Annotated in this window: 17 protein-coding genes, 1 tRNA gene, 1 other RNA gene and 1 other annotated feature; of the genes, 14 read left to right on the top strand and 5 right to left on the bottom strand. The window is 36.6% G+C overall.

All coding sequences use genetic code 11. The features are described 5' to 3' along the window. Positions 1-186 (top strand): hypothetical protein (locus AC6CHR_RS24660; RefSeq protein ID WP_498251823.1); only part of this gene is annotated, 186 nt, incomplete at its 5' end. 143 nt (positions 187-329) lie between these two features. On the opposite strand, the gene AC6CHR_RS24655 is transcribed toward AC6CHR_RS24660, so the two are convergent. Further along, entirely contained in the window at positions 330-1280 is a 951-nt protein-coding gene (locus tag AC6CHR_RS24655; RefSeq protein WP_498251822.1) for a YaaC family protein, read from the bottom strand. A gap of 118 nt (positions 1281-1398) precedes the next feature. Here AC6CHR_RS24655 and guaB point away from each other — a divergent pair, with 118 nt between their 5' ends. The 6 genes from guaB to AC6CHR_RS24625 all read left to right on the top strand — a co-directional run bounded on the left by guaB (position 1399) and on the right by AC6CHR_RS24625 (position 8272). After that, the gene (guaB, locus tag AC6CHR_RS24650) at positions 1399-2862 is read left to right on the top strand and encodes an IMP dehydrogenase (RefSeq protein ID WP_498251821.1); all 1464 of its coding nucleotides are present in this window, start codon (positions 1399-1401) and stop codon (positions 2860-2862) included. A 195-nt stretch (positions 2863-3057) separates the two neighbouring features. Further along, on the top strand, positions 3058-4413 hold the full coding sequence (locus AC6CHR_RS24645) for a D-alanyl-D-alanine carboxypeptidase family protein (RefSeq protein WP_498251820.1): 1356 nt from the start codon (positions 3058-3060) through the stop codon (positions 4411-4413). 283 nt (positions 4414-4696) lie between these two features. Beyond that, positions 4697-5584, top strand: coding sequence for a pyridoxal 5'-phosphate synthase lyase subunit PdxS (gene pdxS, locus AC6CHR_RS24640; RefSeq protein ID WP_498251819.1), 888 nt, complete (start codon positions 4697-4699; stop codon positions 5582-5584). Between the two features lie 19 nt (positions 5585-5603). Beyond that, complete coding sequence (pdxT, locus tag AC6CHR_RS24635; protein WP_498251818.1) at positions 5604-6179, top strand: pyridoxal 5'-phosphate synthase glutaminase subunit PdxT; 576 nt, start codon at positions 5604-5606, stop codon at positions 6177-6179. A 133-nt stretch (positions 6180-6312) separates the two neighbouring features. After that, positions 6313-6532: a binding site (T-box leader), on the top strand. 147 nt (positions 6533-6679) lie between these two features. Continuing rightward, entirely contained in the window at positions 6680-7966 is a 1287-nt protein-coding gene (gene serS, locus AC6CHR_RS24630) for a serine--tRNA ligase (protein WP_498251817.1), read from the top strand. Between the two features lie 213 nt (positions 7967-8179). Next, positions 8180-8272, top strand: a tRNA-Ser gene (locus tag AC6CHR_RS24625). 233 nt (positions 8273-8505) lie between these two features. On the opposite strand, the gene AC6CHR_RS24620 is transcribed toward AC6CHR_RS24625, so the two are convergent. The 4 genes from AC6CHR_RS24620 to AC6CHR_RS24605 all read right to left on the bottom strand — a co-directional run bounded on the left by AC6CHR_RS24620 (position 8506) and on the right by AC6CHR_RS24605 (position 12112). Next, entirely contained in the window at positions 8506-9177 is a 672-nt protein-coding gene (locus AC6CHR_RS24620; RefSeq protein ID WP_498251816.1) for a deoxynucleoside kinase, read from the bottom strand. Further along, positions 9155-9814 carry a deoxynucleoside kinase gene (locus tag AC6CHR_RS24615; protein ID WP_498251825.1) on the bottom strand — a complete coding sequence of 220 codons (660 nt, stop codon included), beginning with the start codon at positions 9812-9814 and terminating at the stop codon, positions 9155-9157. Before AC6CHR_RS24615 ends, AC6CHR_RS24620 begins: the two co-directional genes overlap by 23 nt. Before the next feature lie 281 nt (positions 9815-10095). Beyond that, positions 10096-11382: a glycoside hydrolase family 18 protein gene (locus tag AC6CHR_RS24610; protein WP_498251815.1), complete on the bottom strand. Its 1287-nt coding sequence runs from the start codon at positions 11380-11382 to the stop codon at positions 10096-10098. A 181-nt stretch (positions 11383-11563) separates the two neighbouring features. Then, positions 11564-12112: a cysteine hydrolase family protein gene (locus AC6CHR_RS24605; protein ID WP_498251814.1), complete on the bottom strand. Its 549-nt coding sequence runs from the start codon at positions 12110-12112 to the stop codon at positions 11564-11566. 106 nt (positions 12113-12218) lie between these two features. Between AC6CHR_RS24605 and tadA the strand changes: the two genes are divergently transcribed. From tadA to AC6CHR_RS24570, 7 genes are all read left to right on the top strand, one after another. After that, positions 12219-12707, top strand: a complete 489-nt coding sequence (gene tadA, locus AC6CHR_RS24600; RefSeq protein ID WP_498251813.1) for a tRNA adenosine(34) deaminase TadA — start codon at positions 12219-12221, stop codon at positions 12705-12707. A 117-nt stretch (positions 12708-12824) separates the two neighbouring features. Next, positions 12825-13088, top strand: an RNA gene (gene ffs, locus AC6CHR_RS24595) — signal recognition particle sRNA large type. Between the two features lie 280 nt (positions 13089-13368). Continuing rightward, the gene (dnaX, locus tag AC6CHR_RS24590; protein ID WP_498251812.1) at positions 13369-15054 is read left to right on the top strand and encodes a DNA polymerase III subunit gamma/tau; all 1686 of its coding nucleotides are present in this window, start codon (positions 13369-13371) and stop codon (positions 15052-15054) included. A gap of 21 nt (positions 15055-15075) precedes the next feature. Continuing rightward, positions 15076-15399 carry a YbaB/EbfC family nucleoid-associated protein gene (locus AC6CHR_RS24585; RefSeq protein ID WP_498251824.1) on the top strand — a complete coding sequence of 108 codons (324 nt, stop codon included), beginning with the start codon at positions 15076-15078 and terminating at the stop codon, positions 15397-15399. Positions 15400-15410: 11 nt separating this feature from the next. Then, a complete protein-coding gene (gene recR / locus AC6CHR_RS24580) occupies positions 15411-16007 on the top strand; it encodes a recombination mediator RecR (RefSeq protein ID WP_498251811.1) in 597 nt (198 codons plus the stop codon). A gap of 33 nt (positions 16008-16040) precedes the next feature. Further along, complete coding sequence (locus AC6CHR_RS24575) at positions 16041-16262, top strand: YaaL family protein (protein WP_498251810.1); 222 nt, start codon at positions 16041-16043, stop codon at positions 16260-16262. A gap of 307 nt (positions 16263-16569) precedes the next feature. Further along, complete coding sequence (locus AC6CHR_RS24570; RefSeq protein ID WP_498251808.1) at positions 16570-16911, top strand: pro-sigmaK processing inhibitor BofA family protein; 342 nt, start codon at positions 16570-16572, stop codon at positions 16909-16911. Positions 16912-17137: the final 226 nt, after the last annotated feature.

The following is a 17137-nucleotide window of genomic DNA, read 5'->3' as shown; positions in this document are numbered from 1 at the left end:
GTTAGTATACTAGTCCGAGGGTTGGGAGAAGCAAGAAGACGAAGAGATTCGCCGCTTATCGCAAGCCGAACCTCGAACACGGAAGTTAAGCTCTGGCGCCAATGTGGTAGTTGGGGGTCTCCCCCTGTGAGAGTAGGACGTTGCCAGGTAAATAGAAATGAGATCAATAGAAATAATGGTCTTTAAAAAAAATTATAAACTAGCAATACCCTTGTCAGCCTAGGGGGTGGAAGAAGCAAGAAAGTCTAGAAGACTGATGAAGAAATTCATCGATTATCAAAAGTCGAAATCCAAAAACGGAAAACTATGTGTTGTGTTTATGGATGTTGTTATAAATTATGTTCTAGAAAGTCGAGAATAATACGTGGTACCTTTCGTTTAGCAATTTCAATATATCTCAAAATGAACGGATAATCATCACTATTTGTTCCAAGTAAAAGGTCATACCACCATTCTGTCTCATATCGTGAAATCATACTTAAGTTATATAACAAAAGATAATGAACAAGTAACTCTGGTAAATTGAGTAATGATTCTCTGGCGGTTGGCAGGTATAATTGCTTTTCTTCAAGATGATATGAAAACGGAAGACAATTATATGCACTTATCGGTTTAATACCTTTCAGGTACACTGGGTCTGTTGGAGTAGCTGGTACCTGCTCATACGGATATCTTTCTTGAATGTATTCTGCAAGTCGTTTGGAAGACATGTGAAAGTGTTGTGCTGTTTTTTCTGGGATAATAATTTGGTTATTAGCCATCTCAATTTTTATAAAATGAGATGTTGATTGATGAAATAAAAAGGCATCATTCATTTCGGCAATTTGCTTTAACAACAATTCCATAGAATATTTTTCAGCTTCTAAATGGTTAATTTGAAATAGTTTATTAGCAACATGAGAAAACAGACCATTTCTTTGTATTTTAATCTCGTCTTTTAAAAATTGGTACTGTTGCTTTTTTCGTTTTCTACTTGTTACACCATGGGCAAGAACAGAGGATGTGGATGGGTATGTCGGATCAATTGTAATAAGACCTGCTTTTATTAATTGTGATATCCCATAAAAGAGAAGCATTGGTTGAATAGCGTGTGGAGATTGACTAGCTTGTAAGAAGAAATTTTCACCATGTTTAAGGAAATATACAAAACGGTAGCAATTTTCATAGGAAAGCTCGCTAGCATTTTCAATTGAAAGTTGTTCATAATGTTTTTGTAATTTTTTTTGAATAGTTTCTGTTGAATGATAAGAAAGTAAACGTTCCCAAGTCAATGAATTCATAATTGTACACTCCAATAGTTATATTCTAAATATTCGAACTAATCGTTCCATCCTTGACAGTTGCTGTGACTGTTGATAATCTACTAATAATATTTTGCCGAAAAAAGGGGGATTTACTATGTGGGAACAAAAATTTTCTAAAGAAGGCTTAACTTTTGATGATGTGTTATTAGTACCAGCTAGTTCTGAGGTATTACCAAGAGATGTAGATTTAAGTGTAAACCTAACATCGAGTTTAAAATTAAATATCCCAATAATGAGCGCTGGTATGGATACTGTAACTGAGGCCGAGCTTGCGATTGCAATTGCGAGACAGGGTGGATTAGGTGTTATTCATAAAAATATGTCGATTGAGCAACAAGCAGAGCAGGTTGATAAAGTTAAACGATCTGAAAGAGGAGTTATAACCGATCCATTTTACTTAACTCCAGATCATCAAGTGTTTGATGCAGAACATTTAATGAGCAAATATAGAATATCTGGTGTTCCAATTGTAAACAACCCTGAAGAACAGAAATTAGTCGGAATCATTACAAATCGAGATATGCGATTTATTCAAGACTACTCAACATTAATCAGCGATGTTATGACAAAGGAAAATCTTGTTACCGCTGGTGTAGGTACAACATTAAAAGATGCAGAGAGTATTTTACAGAAATATAAAATTGAAAAGTTGCCTCTTGTTGATGAAAACGGTGTGTTAAAAGGACTTATTACAATAAAAGATATTGAAAAGGTAATTGAATTCCCGAATTCAGCAAAAGATGAGCAAGGTCGTTTAATTGTTGCAGCTGCTGTAGGAGTAACTGCTGATACCATGGTACGTGTTGAGAAATTAGTTGAAAAAAGTGTAGATGCAATTGTTGTCGATACTGCACACGGTCATTCTAAGGGTGTATTAGAAACAGTTAAAGCAATAAGAACAGAATACCCTAATTTAAATATTATAGCCGGTAATATCGCAACTGCTGAGGCTACTAAGGCATTAATTGATGCTGGTGCAAATGTCGTTAAAGTTGGAATTGGCCCAGGATCAATTTGTACGACTAGAGTTGTTGCTGGTGTAGGTGTTCCTCAAATCACTGCAGTATTTGACTGTGCAACAGAGGCTAGAAAGCATGGTGTATCTATTATTGCTGATGGAGGAATTAAATATTCTGGTGATATGGTAAAAGCTCTAGCAGCAGGCGGGCACGCTGTCATGTTAGGAAGTCTACTTGCTGGAACATCTGAGAGTCCTGGGGATACTGAAATTTTCCAAGGAAGACGTTTTAAGGTATATCGCGGTATGGGTTCAGTTGCTGCAATGGAAAAGGGAAGTAAGGATCGTTACTTTCAGGAGGATAATAAAAAGTTTGTGCCTGAAGGTATTGAAGGTAGAACTCCATATAAAGGACCTCTATCAGAAACAATTTATCAACTTATAGGTGGTATTCGTTCTGGTATGGGATATTGTGGTACAAAGGACCTTCTAGAATTAAGAGAGAACTCACAGTTTATACGAATGACGGGAGCAGGTTTAAAAGAAAGTCACCCTCATGATGTACAAATTACCAAGGAAGCACCTAATTATTCACTGTAAGAAATTGTGTTAAATATGACAGAACTATAACATTTGACAGAGTCTTATACTCTGTCTATTTTTTTTGTCCTTTCTATGATAAAATCAATCTTGTTGTTTCGTAGTGTAATTCGTATTTTCTATAAAAAAATGGATGTTTATATAGATAAAGGCTATTCGCAAGCCCTGATAAAAATGAATCTGGAGGTAGACCACTTGAACCATAAGAAAATTAGTCAGTTAATTGCAATCTTATTTACTGTTACATTTATTGTTTCAATGCTTCAACCATACTCGACTGTAAGTGCGGCTGAGGAGCCAATCGCGATTAATGCAAGCTCTGCAATTATTATTGAAGAGTCAACTGGAACGATCCTGTATGGTAAAAATATCGATGAGAAATTACCTGTAGCAAGTATGGCAAAGGTTATGACGGAATATTTGGTACTAGAGGCGATTAAGGAAAAAAAGATTAAGTGGGATAAAAAATATGTGCCAAGTGAATATGTATATAAAATATCTCAGAATACATCTCTTTCAAATGTACCTCTAAGACAAGATGGTTCATATACAGTTGAAGAGCTATATGAAGCAATGGCGATTTACTCTGCTAACGGAGCCGCTATTGGCCTAGCGGAAATAATTGCAGGCAGCGAATCTGCTTTCGTTAAAATGATGAATGAAAAGGCAAAGGAACTTGGCTTAACAAACTATGAATTTGTTAATGCTACAGGTTTAGAAAATAAGGATCTAATGGGTATGCATCCAGAGGGCACTAATGCTGATGGTGAGAATCAATTATCAGCTCGAGATATGGCACATCTTTCTCAAAAATTGATTCAAGATTACCCCGATGTTATTAAAACGTCAAGCATTCCAAAAGCTGTTTTTAGAGATGGTACAGATGATAAGACGAACATGCCGAACTGGAACTGGATGCTACCAGGGTTAGTCTATGAATATCCAGGTGTAGATGGTCTGAAAACAGGTTCAACAGATAATGCTGGATCTTGTTTTACTGCTACTGCTGTTAAAGATGGTATGCGTGTAATTAGTGTTGTTATGAATGCGAAAGATGATAGTGGATCTCTGCATACTCCAAGATTTACAGAAACGAAAAAGATGTTAGATCATGCATTTGGGACATTTAAAGTGGAAGAGGTTTTCCCTGCTAATCATCAAATCAAAAAACAATCTACACTACCTGTTGTAAAGGGAAAAGAAGATAATGTTTCTATACAAACAAAGGACCCAATATCTCTTGTTGTAAAAAATGGTGAGGAAGATGCCTATAAACCAACATATAAGTTTGATGAGGGCCAGTTAACTAAAAAGGGCGAAATGACTGCACCAGTAAAGAAGGGCCAAAAAGTAGGTACGATGGTCGTGAATTATAGTGGTGAAGGAGAGCCATTAAGCTTTATTGAAAAAGATAAGTCACCACAAGTAGAGCTTGTTACAAAAGAAGCTGTTGAGAAGGCGAATTGGTTTGTTTTATCAATGAGAGGAATTGGTGGTTTCTTTAGTGGGCTTTGGGGAACAGTAACAGATACTGTGAAAAGTTGGTTTTAATTGAAAGGCTCCTTCCATAGGGGCCTTTATTTATTTTATAAAAAATAGTTGTTAAGCCAATATTAGTAAGTGCTACTTCGTTCCTAACATGAAAAGTAACATTGTATGTGTGAAGTGTTTAATAAGAAGTGAGAGAATAGTAAATCATTTATGAATTGTTTTACTAATTCGTGTTATTTTAATAGGATTTTTTTAAAAGTTAGGATAAAATATAGCTTAGGTGAATTTTTAATAATCTATTACAAATCCTACTATAGGAAATTACATAAGGGGGACAAACATAATGAGTAATACAACAGGTACTGACCGCGTTAAGCGTGGTATGGCAGAAATGCAAAAGGGCGGCGTTATTATGGACGTTGTCAATGCGGAGCAAGCTAAAATAGCAGAGGAAGCTGGTGCTGTAGCAGTAATGGCACTTGAGCGTGTCCCAGCTGATATTCGTGCTGCTGGTGGAGTAGCTAGAATGGCTGACCCTACAATCATTGAAGAAGTAATGGGTGCAGTTTCAATACCGGTAATGGCAAAGGCTCGTATCGGACATATCGTTGAAGCGCGCATACTTGAAGCAATGGGGGTAGATTACCTAGATGAAAGTGAAGTATTAACACCTGCTGATGAAGAATACCACCTTTTGAAAAGTGACTACACAGTCCCATTCGTATGTGGTTGTCGTGACCTAGGAGAAGCTACTCGTCGTATCGCTGAAGGAGCATCAATGCTTCGTACAAAAGGTGAACCAGGAACGGGAAATATTGTTGAAGCTGTTCGTCATATGCGTAAAGTAAATGCACAAATCCGTAAAGTTTCTACTATGAGTAATGATGAATTAATGACAGAAGCTAAAAATTTAGGTGCTCCATATGAACTTCTTGTTCAAATTAAGAAAGAAGGGAAATTGCCAGTTGTTAACTTCGCAGCAGGTGGTATCGCTACACCAGCTGATGCAGCTTTAATGATGCAGTTAGGGGCGGACGGAGTATTTGTTGGCTCTGGAATCTTTAAGTCAGAAAATCCAGCTAAATTTGCTCGGGCAATTGTTGAGGCAACTACCCACTACCAAGACTATGAATTAATAGCTAAACTTTCAAAAGGACTTGGATCTGCGATGCAAGGAATTGAAATTTCAAGTCTATTACCTGAAAATAGAATGCAAGAACGTGGTTGGTAATTAAAAGGAGTTTTTATAAATGCTAAATATCGGTGTTTTAGGATTACAAGGTGCTGTAAGAGAACATATTCGTTCTATAGAAGCATGTGGTGCTAAGGGTATTGTCGTAAAAACAATCGACCAACTGAATGAGATAGATGGTTTAATCATTCCTGGCGGCGAGAGCACGACAATGCGTCGGTTAATAGATAAATATGGCTTTATGGAGCCTTTGCAGGATTTTGCTTCAACTGGAAAGCCTATGTTTGGTACATGTGCGGGTTTAATATTACTTGCTAAAAACGTAGTAGGATATAATTCGCCACATTTGGGGCTCCTGGATGCAACAGTTGAACGTAATTCATTTGGTAGACAAAAGGAAAGCTTTGAAGCTGAATTAATGATTACAGGTGTAGGAGAGGATTTTGTCGGAGTATTTATTCGTGCTCCACACATCGTAGAAGTAGGAGAAGATGTAGAAATCTTATCGAAACACAATGGTCGAATTGTTGCAGCTCGTCAAGGTCAATTCTTAGGGTGTTCGTTTCATCCTGAGTTAACAGATGACAATCGTATGACTCAACTGTTTATAAATATGGTAAAAGAGTCAAAATAGTCGGCGATGGCTTTCGTTCGTATTTCGTATGTTAAGTCAGTCAATTATCATCCTTAAAAACTACAAAAGCGATGCATAAAATACTTGCAGGTGCAGCAAACTTGTAGTAAATTATGATTACAAAATTATATAAGTGAACGTGATGAAAGGAACTAGTAACAAGAGTTTCTAACTAAAGAGAGCCGATGGTTGGTGGAAATCGGTGTTAGCTACTTGTGAATCCATCCTTGAATGAATTGCTGAACTAACTTGGTTAAAGTAGGCAGTTCCGGCTATGACCGTTATTCATTAAGTGAAACGTACAACATGTACGTTTAACTAGGGTGGCAACGCGGGTAACTCTCGTCCCTTTTGGGGACGGGAGTTTTTTGTTGTTTTGTAGAAGATTTGGCTTCCACCATAACATTAGCGGACGGTATTCGTATTCAACGTTAGTTGTATAGAAAAATTAAAGATGCTTTTCGAAACCCAAATAATAAAGTATAAAAGGAGATCTAATCATGCTTGATATTCGTTATTTACGAGCTAACCTGGAGTCAATTAAGGAGAAATTATCAAAACGCGGAGAAGACTTAACAGACTTCGGTAAATTTGAACAACTGGATAAAAAGAGAAGAGAGTTAATCTCTTCAACTGAGGTATTAAAAAACAAACGGAATGAGGCGTCTTCTCAAATTGCTCAATTGAAGCGGGAGAAGAAGGATGCTAATGATTTAATCCTAGCAATGAAAACCGTTGGAGAAGAAATTAAAGGTTTGGATGATCAGTTACGCGCGGTAGAAACTGATTTAGAACAATTACTTTTATCTATCCCAAATATTCCTCATGATAGTGTCCCTATCGGTGATACAGAGGACGATAATGTAGAGATTCGTAATTGGGGTGAGCTACCGCAGTTTGGTTTTGAACCAAAGCCACACTGGGAAGTAGCTGATGAACTTGAAATTCTAGATTTCGAACGCGCAGCAAAGGTAACTGGAAGCCGTTTCGTCTTTTATCGTGGCCTAGGTGCAAGACTAGAGAGAGCACTCTTTAACTTCATGTTGGATTTACATGTAGACGAGCATGGCTATACTGAAATATTGCCTCCATACATCGTTAATCGTGATAGTATGATTGGAACAGGCCAATTACCAAAATTTGAAGAAGATGCCTTTAAAATTGACGGAGAAGATTATTTCTTGATTCCAACAGCTGAGGTGCCTGTTACAAATCTACACCGTGAGGAAATACTTAATGTTGATCAATTACCGATTGGTTATGCAGCATTTAGTGCAAACTTTCGTTCTGAAGCGGGATCTGCAGGAAGGGATACAAGAGGGTTGATTCGTCAGCACCAATTTAACAAAGTAGAGTTAGTTCGATTTGTTAAGCCAGAAGATTCATATGAGGAGCTTGAGAAGTTAACAGGACACGCAGAAAGGGTCCTACAGTTATTGAATCTCCCTTATAGAGTATTAAGTATGTGTACAGCTGATTTAGGCTTTACTGCAGCGAAAAAGTATGACCTTGAGGTTTGGATTCCGAGCTATGGAACATATCGTGAAATTTCTTCTTGCAGTAATTTTGAGTCTTTCCAAGCACGCAGAGCAAATATCCGCTTCAGACGTGACGCAAAGGCAAAGGTGGAACATGTTCATACACTAAATGGCTCAGGTTTAGCAATCGGTAGAACGGTAGCCGCCATTTTAGAAAACTATCAACAGCATGATGGATCTGTTATTATTCCTGATGTGTTACGACCATACATGGGCAATAAAGAACGCATAAGTATGAATACGAAATAAAGATATAGTATAGATTCCCATTTATCGTACAAACTAGAGAAGTCGTCTTTTATGGATTTCTCTAGTATTTTAATGTGTGTATTAGTTAGTACTTTAGGTTTACGGTGAAAAATTAATTTTTATAAGTTGTAAAAAAATTAAAAAGACATAAAAAACCCAGTAATATTGTTGACAAGTTTATTTAGGATATGATAAGATAAATCTTGTCGAAACGGAGGAATACCCAAGTCCGGCTGAAGGGATCGGTCTTGAAAACCGACAGGGGTGTCAAAACCCGCGGGGGTTCGAATCCCCCTTCCTCCTCCATAACTTTAAATTTAACCCTCATATTAGCGCATAAAATATGGGAGATTGATAAAACTGTTACATTTATTGTAGCGGTTTTTTTTATGTTTTTCTAATAAGTAGTTTCACCTAAAATTATAAAAAAGAGGCTATCTCTATTAATCCATTAAGTAGTTAACGGGTTAATCATAGAGAGAAGCCTCTTTTTGTATATAAAGTAAGTTGTATTATCAAGTGTTTTCGTTGAATAGTAATTATGGTTTTCTTAATAGTCTTGATTGTTCAATGAAATCACCGATACTTTCAATAATAGGCTCGATTGTTTTTTCATTTGTCATTATATCGTAATCATTGATGTTTATTCGTAGGACAGGACATGCATTGAAGTTATTGATCCAGTTTTCATAACGACGGTGCATTTCTTCCCAATAGGAAATAGGTGTTTTTTGTTCCATAGGACGTCCACGTAGCGTTATTCTTGATAGGATATCATCCAAGCTTCCTTCTAGGTATATGAGCAGATCAGGGTGTGGGAAATATGGAGTCATCACCATTGCATCGAAGAGACTTTTATACGTTTCATAATCAACTTCAGACATTGTCCCTTTTTCATAGTGCATCTTTGCAAAAATACCTGTATCTTCGTAAATTGAACGGTCTTGGATAAAGCCGCCACCATACTCAAAGATTTTCTTTTGTTCTTTAAACCGTTCTGCAAGAAAATAAATTTGTAAATGAAAACTCCAACGTTCGAAGTCAGCATAAAATTTATCTAAATAAGGATTAGAATCAACTTTTTCAAATGATGTCTTAAAGTCTAATGCTGTAGCTAAGGCGTTTGTCATTGTTGATTTTCCAACACCAACAGTCCCTGCAATTGTTATAACAGAGTTGTGAGGGATATTATACTTCGTGCGTAAATTCATTGATACTAGCTCCTTTTAGCAAATACTTGTCCAACGTTTTTAATATATGTGTTAAATCATCTTTATTTTGAATAAAGTCTAGACTGTCACCATCAAATCGTATAACTGGTACAGTAGGGTGTTCACATTCCCATTGATTCATAGCAGCTTCGTAATCTTCTAAAAGTTGCTGTAGATAGTTTGGATTTATATTACGTTCGACCTCACGTCCCCTTTTAGCAATTCGGGAAAGGAGAGTTTCAAGACTTGCTTGTAAATAAATGATGATATTAGGTTGGGGCATATCTTCGGTTAAGATTGAGTATATCTTCAAATACTTATCATATTGTTCCTTTTTTAATGTACGCTTTGCGAAAATCAAATTCTTATAAATATGATAATCTGCTACAACAGGCTTTTTCACTTGCAAGAAATTTTTATTGATATCCTCAAGTTGTTTATAACGGTTACAGAGGAAAAACATTTCAGTTTGGAAGCTCCATTCTTCAATGTTGGTATAAAATTTTCCGAGAAAGGGATTTTCATCGACAATCTCTTTTAATAAATGAAATTTGTAGTGGTCAGCAATTGCATTTGATAACGAAGTTTTTCCGACACCGATCGGTCCCTCTACTGTTATAAAGGGTATATTCATAATAGGTCCTCCTTTAAAACGAAACACCAATCTTTTAAAAATCGGCAAAGTTCATTTTACCATAGCAAGCACTGTTTGGAGTAGAGATTGTGACAATGTTTATATTTCCAGTAATATAATTCCATGGGAAATAAGTCAGATCCCTTGAACCAAGAATATAAGGCTTTTACAAATTGAAAAGTCTATATAAGAGGTTGTATAGGGATCTGACATATTTTAATCTAATAGTAAACAACAAATTATTTTTTTGCGAACTTACTTTACAAAAAGGTGAGTATAATTAGTTACTTTTTTTCAACTTCGAAATTAGCCGAGATCAGGAGCCAATTTTGTGGAAAGGACAAACCTAGCTTCCAATAACTGATTCCTCGTAAATTAAGTTCTTTAATTAAATCAAACTTTGCTTGAATAGATCTGGCATCCTCGAACCAAACCTTATGTTCTTTGCCGTCTTCAGCTGTGTAATTAAAATGTGGAGCCTGACTTTCTAGGTCATATCTAATTGGTACGTTATTTTGACTAGCAAGCTGTATCGCTTGTTGTGGGCTAACAGCCTTGGCGTACTGCCCACCCTGGACAAATGGTAATGTCCAATCATATCCATATAAATTTTGACCCATCATTATCTTATTACTAGGCATCTCAGAAATCGCATATTCCAACACTTCTCTAACTGGATTAATTGGAGAAACGGCCATTGGAGGACCAGCGCTATATCCCCATTCATATGTCATGATGACAACAAAATCAACTATTTCACCATGTGCCTTGTAATCATGTGCCTCATACCAACGGCCTTTTTGTTCTGCACTTGTTTTAGGTGCTAGCGCCGTAGATAATAGCCAGCCTTCTTGACTGAATCTACTTTTAGCCGTTCTGAGGAATTGGTTATAAGCTTCTCGGTCCTCGGGTCGTAAATATTCCATATCGAAATGAATATCGCGGAAACCGTATTTTTTTGCAGTAGAAACGATATTATCTAAAAGTTTATTTTGAATATCCTTATTCGTTAAAATAAGTTGACCTAATTCAGCACTAAATTGGTCGTTTTCTAGATTGGTGATAGCCATCATTAAAGTTACATTTTGTTGTTTTGCAATTTCAGGGAGGTTGTTTAGTAAAGGTTCCTTTAGAGATCCGTCTCTTTGAATTTGAAAACTAAATGGTCCAAGGTAAGTCAGGTAAGGTGCAGTCGCCCTTGCTGCCTGAACTAAGTTTGGTGCTACAGTTGTACCTCTAGGTTCTATATAGGCATTGGTTTCTATTGTCCGTTTCGCTCTTTCAGGGATATACAACCTGAGTCCAATGTGAAGTGGTTGGTTTAAGGGGATATTATTAATTCTAGCTAATTCTTGGGCAGTGACACCGTATTGTTGTCCGATACTATATAATGAGTCACCTTGTTTTACCCAATAGAACCTCCCCGTTATTGGAATAACAATGGCTTGCCCGACGACTAAGTTATTAGGATTGGGAATCTGATTTGTTCGTACGATTTCTTGTACTGATGAACTATAGGTTTGCGCGATTCCATTCAATGTTTGCCCTTGTTGGACAATATGTATTTGCATGTTTAGCCTCCTCTTATACTATTACTGGGAAGGATCTGGAGTCGAAACGACGGAAATTTATTAATGATGTTTAAATAAATACCTGATTCGTCTACATTAAAGTGATACCTTAGAGGTATCTCTCGTCATTTTCCTTCTCATGGGGTTTTGTATATCATATGAGGAGGGTACATGGCTCATGTTAGTTTAATTTTATATTTCCACTAACTGTAATTGTTGCTTTTAAAACATTCCTCATCATCTTTAAGGCGTAAATATTGTCTTCATCGAGATTCGAAGCGGTACAATCAGAGGGGATAATTATTTCATAACCTCTCATATAAGCATCATTTGCTGTAAATAAAACACATATATTTCCGGAAATACCAGTTATAATTAGTTTTTTTATCGACAAGTTTGAAAGTAATGTATGTAAGTCAGTATCATAAAAGCCAGAGTAATGTGGCTTAATTAAAAAGTACTCATCATCCTCAGGGAAGATCGTATTAATAATCCCTTCACTAAGTGGGTTTTTACAAGCATCAGCAATCTTATTGAGATCTGCCTTCAATAAATTGAAATGATCGTTCACGTAGATGATGGGGATACCGTTTCTTTTCATTTCACGTTTTATCGATAAAATTTTGGATGAGATATCTTTTGCATATTTTGCTAATATAGGACCATGATCGAATTGGAAGTCATTAATCATATCAATAATGAGAAGGGCAACTTCATTTGGATTCTTCATATCCTTCCTCCTTTAGTATGCAATGTTTAAAAAGCAATAATCACTTAGGAATAGTCTTTAACAAATAGGTTGTGACAGATAAGGGAAATATATAAGGAGCATAGTTATGAATAATGATGAGTATTTTATGAACTTAGCAATTGAACAAGCAATAAAGGCACAGGAAATTGGTGAGGTTCCAATCGGAGCTATTATAGTAAAGGGTGATCAAGTGATTGCCTCGGCATTTAATTTACGTGAGAAAAACCAGCAATCAATTGCCCATGCTGAAATATTAGCAATTGATGAGGCATGTAGGGCATTAGGTTCGTGGAGACTAGATGAGGTAACCCTTTATGTAACATTGGAACCTTGCCCAATGTGCGCAGGTGCTATTGTACTTTCTAGAGTGAAACGTGTTGTCTATGGGGCTCCAGATCCAAAAGCTGGGTGTGCTGGGACATTGATGAATCTATTGCAAGAAGACCGCTTCAATCATCAGGTCGAGGTGACCAGAGGTATTGAAGAAGCAGCCTGTAGTTCATTATTGAGTCAGTTCTTTAGAGAGTTACGGGCCAGTAAGAAGAAAAAGAAAAGGAAAACCGACATGTCCTAAGTGAAATGGAAATAGGGAAAAACTTACATTTTGTAAGCATTGCATTTTTCGGGATAAGGTTATATACTAATATAAGCGTCGTAGTTAACGTCGCAACTAAATATGGTTTCAATTTTGCCGTGCTAAGCGGGGAGGTAGCGGTGCCCTGTACTCGCAATCCGCTCTAGCGAGGCCGAATCCCTTCTGGAGGTTAGCATACTGTAGGGCTGCCTCAAGTAAGTGGTGTTGACGCCCGGGTCCTGCGCAATGGGAATCCACGAACCATGTCAGGTCCGGAAGGAAGCAGCATTAAGTGGAAGCTCCCATGTGCCGCAGGGTTGCCTGGGCCGAGCTAACTGCTTGAGTAACGCCTATGGTTGCTAATCGAAGGAAGGTGCACGGCAGTTAAATTTATTATAACGACTCACTCTTTTTTAAAGGGTGAGTTTTTGTTTATGTCGATTCGTTCCTAAAAAATACGTTTTTAGCTAAAAAGAAGAAGTTTAGTGAAAAAGCAATTTGTAGTGTTCAATAAACAGCAAACATTGTGAAGTAAACTTTATCTATAAACACATAGGTCCAACAAATAGAACAATAAAAAACGTAAATAACATACTTTGCCTTTGTAAATCGATGCTTGGTTGTTATAATAAAAAAGAAGAATATTAAGGGGGACGTTTTTGTGGGTTATCAAGCATTATATCGTGTTTTTCGGCCACAAACATTTCATGATGTAGTTGGACAAGAACATATCACTAAAACGTTACAAAATGCCCTATTACAAAATAAATTTTCGCATGCGTATCTTTTTTCTGGACCAAGGGGAACAGGGAAGACAAGTGCGGCTAAGATATTTGCTAAAGCGGTAAACTGTGAAAGATCTCCTGTTTCGGAGCCATGTAATGAATGTGCTTCATGCAAGGGAATAACGAATGGGTCAATTTCCGATGTTATAGAGATAGATGCTGCTTCTAATAATGGTGTTGATGAAATTAGAGATATTCGAGATAAGGTGAAATATGCCCCATCATCAGTACAATATAAAGTATATATTGTGGACGAGGTACATATGTTATCAATTGGGGCATTTAATGCGCTTTTAAAAACATTAGAAGAACCACCTCAGCATGTTATCTTTATCCTGGCTACAACTGAGCCGCATAAAATTCCATTAACGATTATTTCACGTTGTCAACGTTTTGATTTTCGCCGTATTACGGCTGCAGCTATAGTTGGAAGAATGAATGAAATCGTACATAATCAGCAAGTGAATGTGGAAGAGGGAGCTTTAGATGTCATTGCTAGAGCGGCAGATGGTGGTATGCGTGACGCTTTGAGTCTCCTTGACCAAGCCATTTCATATAGTGAGGAGCAAGTAGGGTTGGAAGAAGCCTTACTTATTACAGGCTCTGTTTCCCAAGGCTTTATAGGAAAGATCTCCGAAGCGATTCATGAACAAGATGTAACAACGGCACTACAAGCTCTTGATCAGTTAATGTATCAAGGGAAAGAACCCGCAAGGTTTATAGAAGATTTTATCTATTATTATCGCGATATGCTCTTATATCAAACAGCACCAACCTTAGAGGATGTATTAGAGCGTGTAACAGTGGATGAGCAATTTATTCAGTTAACAAAAAAGATACCATCTAGCGAGATCTATGAGACAATTGATATTCTAAGTAAAAGCCAACAAGAGATGAAGTGGACTAATCATCCACGAATCTTTTTAGAAGTGGCTCTTGTTAAGCTTTGCCAACAGAAGGAAGCAACACGCCCATCAGATCAAGAAGGCTACAATTCTCTACTAGAAAAGATAACTAGTTTACAATCCGAATTGAATCGCCTAAAACAGGAAGGCCTTTCTGCACCACAACAAACAGCTCAAAAGGAACCAAAACAAAGGTCGATGAAAAGCGGCTATAAAACCCCTGAAGGTAGAATCCAAGAAATACTTAAAGTGGCAACGAGAAAAGACCTGGAAATCATAAAAAGTAGATGGGGAGAGCTTTTAGAGTCCCTAAGGAAACAAAATAAAGTATCGCATGCTGCTTTATTAAATGATAGTGAACCGGTTGCTGCATCAGAGACTGCCTTTATATTAAAGTTTAAATTTGAAATTCATTGCAAGATGGTTGCAGAAAATAACAACAATGTTCGTTCAAATTTAGAAATCCTACTTCAAGAATTTACAGGTAAAAACTTGGAAATGGTTGGCGTTCCAGAGCAGGATTGGGTTAAAATAAGAGAAGAATTCCTAAAAGATCAAAAAGATGATAATGATACAAACCAAAAGCAAGAAGAAGATCCACTTGTTTCTGAGGCAAGAAAATTAGTTGGAAATGAATTGATTGAAATTAAAGATTAATAATTGGAGGAATAGAATATGATGCGTGGCGGTAATGGAAATATGCAAAAAATGATGAAGCAAATGCAAAAGATGCAAAAGGATATGGCAAAGGCACAAGAGGAACTTTCGGAGCAAACAATAGAAGGTACAGCTGGTGGCGGTATGGTAACTGTGATTGTCAACGGACAAAAAGAAATTGTTGACGTATCGATTAAAGAAGAAGTGGTAGACCCTGAAGATATTGAAATGCTTCAAGACTTAGTATTAGCTGCAACAAATGACGCATTAAAGAAGATGGATGAGTTAACAAATGATACGATGGGTCAATTTACAAAAGGAATGAACTTACCGGGTATGTTCTAGGGGGATTAATCATGCATTATCCTGAACCGATATCAAAGCTAATTGATAGCTTTATGAAATTGCCAGGAATTGGGCCTAAAACGGCCGTTCGTCTGGCTTTTTTTGTCTTAAATATGAAGGAAGATGTAGTGTTAGATTTTGCAAAAGCATTAGTAAATGCTAAACGAAATTTATCCTACTGTTCAGTCTGTGGTCACATTACTGATCAGGATCCATGCTATATTTGTGAAGATAATAGACGTGAAAAAAGCATTATATGTGTTGTTCAAGATCCAAAAGATGTGATCGCAATGGAAAAAATGAAAGAATACAATGGATTATATCATGTACTACACGGCTCTATTTCACCAATGGATGGAATAGGTCCGGAGGATATTAAAATTCCTGAACTATTAAAAAGATTGCACGATGATGTTATACAAGAGGTTATTTTAGCTACTAACCCAAATATTGAGGGTGAGGCTACAGCAATGTATATTTCAAGACTATTAAAACCCTCAGGTATTAAATTAACAAGAATAGCCCATGGTTTACCTGTTGGTGGTGACTTAGAGTATGCAGATGAGGTTACATTATCGAAAGCTATAGAAGGCAGAAGAGAAATGTAAAGTGAAATTAGGTTGGAAAAAGGAGAGACTAAGATGCTTTTTCGCCGAAAAGGTTGGTTAAGGAATCAATATGATCAACAACTTTTACAAGACTTACTCACAATGAAACAAGAGTGGAATCGGCAAAAACAACTTGTTGAAAAAAGCGTTGAACCTTCTTCACAAGTTCTCTACGAATTAAAGTTAGCCGAAGTAAAATACTTTTTCTTATTAAAAGAAGCAAAACAACGCAATATCAAGATTAGTAGAAAGTAAGCTTTCAGGTTCAGTATCTTATTTTAGATACTGGGCCCTTTTTATTGTCTAATCGTTCTTTGGAAATCTCTGGTGTGAAAAAAGGAAAGTAGTTTCCTTGCTTCGCTTGTTCTACTTTTATAGCAGGTTCATATCATTTAGTAAGGCACTTTTCTTAACCTTTATGCCAATTATCTAGTTAGAAAGTGAAATATAGCTGATTAGTTACGTTTATAAGTATCGAAATGGAAATCCGTTACCTTAACTGTATAGAAAGTCACCTTTCTACTATACAGATTGGCGAGAGGAAGTTTTACGAAATAGTTGTATGGAGAAAAATTCAAGTGAAAAGCAACAAAGATTTATTCAGCAACCAAAAGTTATGAAAGAGAGTGGGGGAATAATGGATCCTATTATTGTGTTCGCAGTTCTTGGAGGTTTGATTCTTGTTCTTTTGTTCGTAGGTGCACCAATTAGTCCTATTCGCTGGATAGGCAGATTATGTATAAAGGTAGTAGTAGGTGCATTGCTTTTATTTTTTGTGAATTCATTTGGTACAAGCATTGATTTACATATACCTATAAATCTCATCACATCAACTGTTTCTGGAATATTAGGAATTCCAGGTTTAGTAGCTCTAGTTATTATCAAAACATTCATTGTAGGGTAAACAAATGGAGAGACCATTTGTTTCTTTTTTTATTGTTGACATATCTCCCTATGAATGATATATTATTAGACGTCGCTTAAGACACACGTTGTTTTAAAACACATTAAAAAATGTTGTTGACTTTCAAACTAATAATATGTTATTATATGAAAGTCGCTTATTGATGTAGCGATTAAAAAGTTCTTTGAAAACTAAACAAAACCAAGCGTGCCAACGTTAATTTCGA

Source organism: Metabacillus sp. GQ13 (assembly GCF_059758525.1).
Note: the sequence above shows the minus strand (reverse complement) of the source record. Positions and strands in the feature narration are given on the sequence as shown.

Bases quoted from the DNA above. Each gene is read 5' to 3' on its own strand.
- AC6CHR_RS24655 (WP_498251822.1), bottom strand. From the start codon at position 1,280: ATGAATTCATTGACTTGGGAACGTTTACTTTCTTATCATTCAACAGAA.
- guaB (WP_498251821.1), top strand. From the start codon at position 1,399: ATGTGGGAACAAAAATTTTCTAAAGAAGGCTTAACTTTTGATGATGTG.
- pdxS (WP_498251819.1), top strand. From the start codon at position 4,697: ATGAGTAATACAACAGGTACTGACCGCGTTAAGCGTGGTATGGCAGAA.
- pdxT (WP_498251818.1), top strand. From the start codon at position 5,604: ATGCTAAATATCGGTGTTTTAGGATTACAAGGTGCTGTAAGAGAACAT.
- serS (WP_498251817.1), top strand. From the start codon at position 6,680: ATGCTTGATATTCGTTATTTACGAGCTAACCTGGAGTCAATTAAGGAG.
- AC6CHR_RS24620 (WP_498251816.1), bottom strand. From the start codon at position 9,177: ATGAATTTACGCACGAAGTATAATATCCCTCACAACTCTGTTATAACA.
- AC6CHR_RS24610 (WP_498251815.1), bottom strand. From the start codon at position 11,382: ATGCAAATACATATTGTCCAACAAGGGCAAACATTGAATGGAATCGCG.
- AC6CHR_RS24605 (WP_498251814.1), bottom strand. From the start codon at position 12,112: ATGAAGAATCCAAATGAAGTTGCCCTTCTCATTATTGATATGATTAAT.
- tadA (WP_498251813.1), top strand. From the start codon at position 12,219: ATGAATAATGATGAGTATTTTATGAACTTAGCAATTGAACAAGCAATA.
- AC6CHR_RS24585 (WP_498251824.1), top strand. From the start codon at position 15,076: ATGCGTGGCGGTAATGGAAATATGCAAAAAATGATGAAGCAAATGCAA.
- recR (WP_498251811.1), top strand. From the start codon at position 15,411: ATGCATTATCCTGAACCGATATCAAAGCTAATTGATAGCTTTATGAAA.
- AC6CHR_RS24575 (WP_498251810.1), top strand. From the start codon at position 16,041: ATGCTTTTTCGCCGAAAAGGTTGGTTAAGGAATCAATATGATCAACAA.
- AC6CHR_RS24570 (WP_498251808.1), top strand. From the start codon at position 16,570: ATGGAGAAAAATTCAAGTGAAAAGCAACAAAGATTTATTCAGCAACCA.